Origin of the sequence: Natronomonas sp. (assembly GCF_046710025.1) — an archaeon.
GTDB lineage: Archaea > Halobacteriota > Halobacteria > Halobacteriales > Haloarculaceae > Natronomonas.
On the sequence record NZ_JBKEGK010000225.1, the window covers coordinates 1 to 4,094 of the forward strand.

General features: G+C 64.2%; 4 protein-coding genes and 1 pseudogene. 1 reads left to right on the forward strand and 4 read right to left on the reverse strand.

The genetic code is table 11. From position 1 onward, the window contains the following. Positions 1 to 230 precede the first annotated feature (230 nt). The 4 genes from purF to ACI944_RS12535 all read right to left on the reverse strand — a co-directional run bounded on the left by purF (position 231) and on the right by ACI944_RS12535 (position 3,660). The gene (gene purF / locus ACI944_RS12520) at positions 231 to 1,703 is read right to left on the reverse strand and encodes an amidophosphoribosyltransferase (RefSeq protein ID WP_411719374.1); all 1,473 of its coding nucleotides are present in this window, start codon (positions 1,701 to 1,703) and stop codon (positions 231 to 233) included. A gap of 347 nt (positions 1,704 to 2,050) precedes the next feature. Then, positions 2,051 to 2,224: a 50S ribosomal protein L37e gene (locus ACI944_RS12525; protein ID WP_411719375.1), complete on the reverse strand. Its 174-nt coding sequence runs from the start codon at positions 2,222 to 2,224 to the stop codon at positions 2,051 to 2,053. Next, the gene (locus ACI944_RS12530; RefSeq protein ID WP_411719376.1) at positions 2,221 to 2,406 is read right to left on the reverse strand and encodes an LSM domain-containing protein; all 186 of its coding nucleotides are present in this window, start codon (positions 2,404 to 2,406) and stop codon (positions 2,221 to 2,223) included. Before ACI944_RS12530 ends, ACI944_RS12525 begins: the two co-directional genes overlap by 4 nt. A gap of 189 nt (positions 2,407 to 2,595) precedes the next feature. Then, on the reverse strand, positions 2,596 to 3,660 hold the full coding sequence (locus ACI944_RS12535) for a M20/M25/M40 family metallo-hydrolase (protein WP_411719377.1): 1,065 nt from the start codon (positions 3,658 to 3,660) through the stop codon (positions 2,596 to 2,598). A 159-nt stretch (positions 3,661 to 3,819) separates the two neighbouring features. Here ACI944_RS12535 and ACI944_RS12540 point away from each other — a divergent pair. Further along, positions 3,820 to 4,094: pseudogene (locus tag ACI944_RS12540) on the forward strand (hypothetical protein); the annotation flags it as partial.

Below are 4,094 nucleotides of genomic sequence, written 5' to 3' on the forward strand. Positions count from 1 at the left end.
TCTCCGGTTTCCGACGCCGGTCCGTCCGGACGACACGCTTGCGGTCGAACTTGAGATCCTCGACAAGCGACCGTCGGCCGGGAACGACGCCCGAGGGGTCGTGACAGCACGGCGGACCGCGGCCGTCAAGGGCGAGGCCGTCCTCGAGATGCGAAACGAGACCGTCTGGGCGCGCTGAACACGCGCGGGGACAGGAACGAGCCGGGGCGGTCAAATGAAACCGGAGGGATTCAGTCGTCCGCGACGCCGGCGTGGGGATCTTCGATGTCCGGACGGACGATATCGCGGTCCGTCGATTCGCCCTCGATATCGTAGGGGTACTCCCCGGTGACACAGCCGAGACAGAGGTCGGCGCGTGACTCGGTGAGCGCCTCCGCGACGGCGTCGATCGAGAGGTATGAAAGCGAGTCGGCCCCGACGTCCTCACAGATCGTGTCGGTGTCGCGGCCGGCAGCGATCAACTCCTCGCGGGAGGCCATGTCGATCCCCATGTAGCAGGGTGCGACGATCTCCGGCGCGCCGATGCGCATGTGGACCGCCTCGGCGCCGACGTCGTTCAGGAGTTTCACCAACTGCGTCGAGGTTGTTCCCCTGACGATCGAGTCGTCGATGACGGTGACAGTGCGGCCCTCGACGACATCCTTGATGGGGTTGAGCTTGAGGCGGACGGCGCGTTCGCGGGCGTCCTGTGTCGGCATGATGAACGTGCGGCCGACATAGCGGTTTTTCATCAGCCCTTCGGCGAACTCCACGTTGTCGCCGTCGTCTTGAGCGGCTTCGGCGTAGCCGGACGCGAAGGCCCGCCCCGAATCGGGCACCGGCAACACGACGTCGCTTTCAACGCCGGATTCCTCCCAGAGCTTCCGGCCGAGTTCACGCCGCACGTCGTAGACAAGATTGCCGTCGATACGGGAGTCCGGGCGGGCGAAATAAACGTGTTCGAAGAAACAGTGAGCGGTGTTTTCCTGTTCGACGAGTTGATACGAGTCAAACCCGGCACCGTCCGCCTCTAGGACGACGAGTTCGCCGGGGCGGACGTCGCGTACCAACTCGCCGTCGAGGACATCGATCGCGGCCGACTCGGAGGCGAGGATGTAGCCGTCGTCGAGCTCACCGATGCAGAGCGGCCGGTTGCCCTGCGGGTCGCGGACCCCGAGGATCGTGTCGTCGTGGGCAATCGTCAGCGAGTACGAGCCGTGGATCCGATCCATCGTCCGCTTGACCGCCCGAATGAGATCGGCCTCCAGCAGGTTGCGCGCGAGGTCGTGGGCGATGACCTCCGTGTCGCCGTCGCTGGTGAAGGCGTGGCCGCTCGCGGCGAGTTCATCGCGGAGTTCCGCGGTGTTGACCAAGTTGCCGTTATGACTCAACCCGAGCGATCCAGATTTGAACGACACTGAAAACGGCTGCGCACAACAGGAGTTGACACTGCCGGCCGTCGGGTATCGGACGTGTCCGACGCCCGTCGACCCTTTCAGCGCCTCGATGTCCCCCTCGTCGAAGGCGTCACCGACCAGTCCCATCTCGACGTGGCTGTGCTGTTGAAACCCGTCGTGGGTGACGATTCCCGCGGACTCCTGGCCGCGGTGTTGCAGCGCATAGAGCGCGTAGTACAGCGGTCGCGCCGCGTCTCGCCCATCCAACGAGACGCCGACGACACCGCATTTCTCCGTCGGCCCATCCGAGTGCCGCCCGTCTGGCATACCTATCGATCCGAGTCCCAGAGACAAAAACCCACTCCATCGTGCCTGATCGACGGCTTATAAGACTCACAAGTATTCACGTTCGTGGATATACGCCGGCAGGCGGCCGCGGGTCAGCGCCCTTGGTCTACTACGATATCGTTACTATACCACGATATAACATACCTACGGCCGGCCGTGTGTGCGTATGACTAGTTATGTATAGGTGTGTGACAGCCGTACACGTACGGTCGGTTGCCTACGCGCGCCTTAGTCGCCCTATCGATTAGTCCCGTCGTCTGCCACAGCGATCGTAGTGTTGTCGCTGGTTGAAGCGGATGCAGGAGACCAGAAAACAGCGATGTTCGTTACTCGTTCTGCTTGGACTGCCAGGCGTAATCGCGGCGCTTGGCCGTCTTACCGAACCCACAGGACGCACAGACCTTCTTTCTGGAGTGGTAGGACTTCTCGCCGCAGCGTCTACATTTGACGTGCGTCGTCTTGTTCTTCTTGCCTTGGCTCGGGGTCCCGGCGCCAGTCATGGTTGTATCGAAACGACGTTATCGCCGCGGATAATGGTTACGTTGTCGCCCTCGCCCAAGACGAGGTTCATGTGCTGGTCGTATCCCGAGAGGACGCCCTCGTGAGTCTCGCTGCCCTTGAGCGTCACGCGTACGTCGCTTCCGAGCGTCGCCTCAAGCACATCGAGCGGACGGTCAGTCATACCGAGAAAGGCGCGTGCGAGTGGTATAAACGCACCGACCCACGCCCGGGATTGTGCTTCGAACTGCCCCGCCGTTGGAACGGAGTTCGAACGGACGTTCCCGACTCGATAGTCTGTGTCGACCCGGTCCGGAGCCCGCGGTTCGACGCGGAATGCACAACCCTGACCGCGCCGCGATGGCCAATGAGTTTATATACCGGCGTCGAACGGCGTGAACTCGCCGAGGCGGCCGGCGACCTCGGCGAGCAGCGACGCCGCGGCGTCGAGATCGGCCGGGTCGACGACCTCGACGGGGGTGTGCATGTACCGGTTTGGGAGCCCGAGGTTGAGCGCGGGTGTCCCGCCCGAAGAGGTATAAAAGGCGTCGGCGTCGGTGCCTGTCCGACTCCCCGCCGCCGCCAACTGGTAGTCGATCTCCGCCCCGTCCCCGACGCCGCGGACGGCCTCAACGAGCGCCGGGTGATTCGCGCTCCCGCGGGCGACGACCGGCCCGCCGCCCAAGTCGACATCGCTGCCGCGGATGCTTGGGGTATCCGGGTGGTCGGTTGCATGGGTCACGTCGACGGCGACGACGGCGTCGGGGTCAAACTCGAAGCCGACCATCCGCGCTCCCTGGAGGCCGACCTCCTCTTGGACCGTCGAGACCGCATACACAGTCACGTCCGGATCGGCCTCCACGGCGCGCCGGAACGCTTCGGCCGCTGTCCAGATGCCGACCCGGTTATCCATCCCCCTCGCCGCGAGGCGGCCGTCGGCTAACTCCGTGATCGGCGTTTCGATCGTCACCGGGTCACCGACGTCGACGAGTTCCTCGGCGTCGTCGCCGTCCTCGACGCCGATATCGACGTGCTGTTCTGCGATCTCGTCGTACTCGTCGTCTCCCGAGTCCCGGAGGTGGATCGCGACCTGCCCGATGACACCCGAAACCGGGCCGTCGTCGGTATGGACGGTGACGCGCTGACCGCGGGTGACGGTCCGGTCCGAACCGCCGATCCGCGAGAGCTTCAGGAAACCGTCGTCGCCGATCGCTCGAATCATCAACCCGATCTCGTCGCCGTGGCCGGCGACTGCGATGCTCGGGGCGTCGGCCCCGCCTTCGTGGACTGCAACTGCGTTTCCGTAGGCATCAACGTGTGTCTCATCGGCGTACTCCTCGACGTACGCCAGCCAGCGGCGCTGGCCGTCGGTCTCGAACCCGGAGGGCGTCGACAGCGAGAGCAACTCCTCAAGGAATGATCGTCGTATCTGATCCATACGATCGCTGTGGTCGCCGTCCACATCAACGTCCCGGCACCGTGGGTCCGCATATATACGCCGACTCCTCGGCGTCCGACCGTAGACGTCCAGTCTTCACCGTGCTATCGACGAGGTGCCCGCCGGTTGGTATAAATCCCTCCGCGGTGAAGTCGCGATATGGTCGAGTTCACATTCATCGAACTCCACTTCGAGGACTCGGATCTGACCGCAAACGCGCCGTATAGCCGCGGTCAAAAGGAGATCGATGCCGGCGGGACGGCCGCTCCCGAGGAATCGTCCTCGAAGCGGGGGACAATCTTCGCCGTGCTCGTCGGCTTGTGCTTTCTGATTGCCGTGGCCTACCTCGTCCGGACGCGGGTCCTCGGCGAGGACGACGTGCCCGGTGCGGATAGCGACGCACTCGATGCGGACGACAACGCGCTCGACGTCGA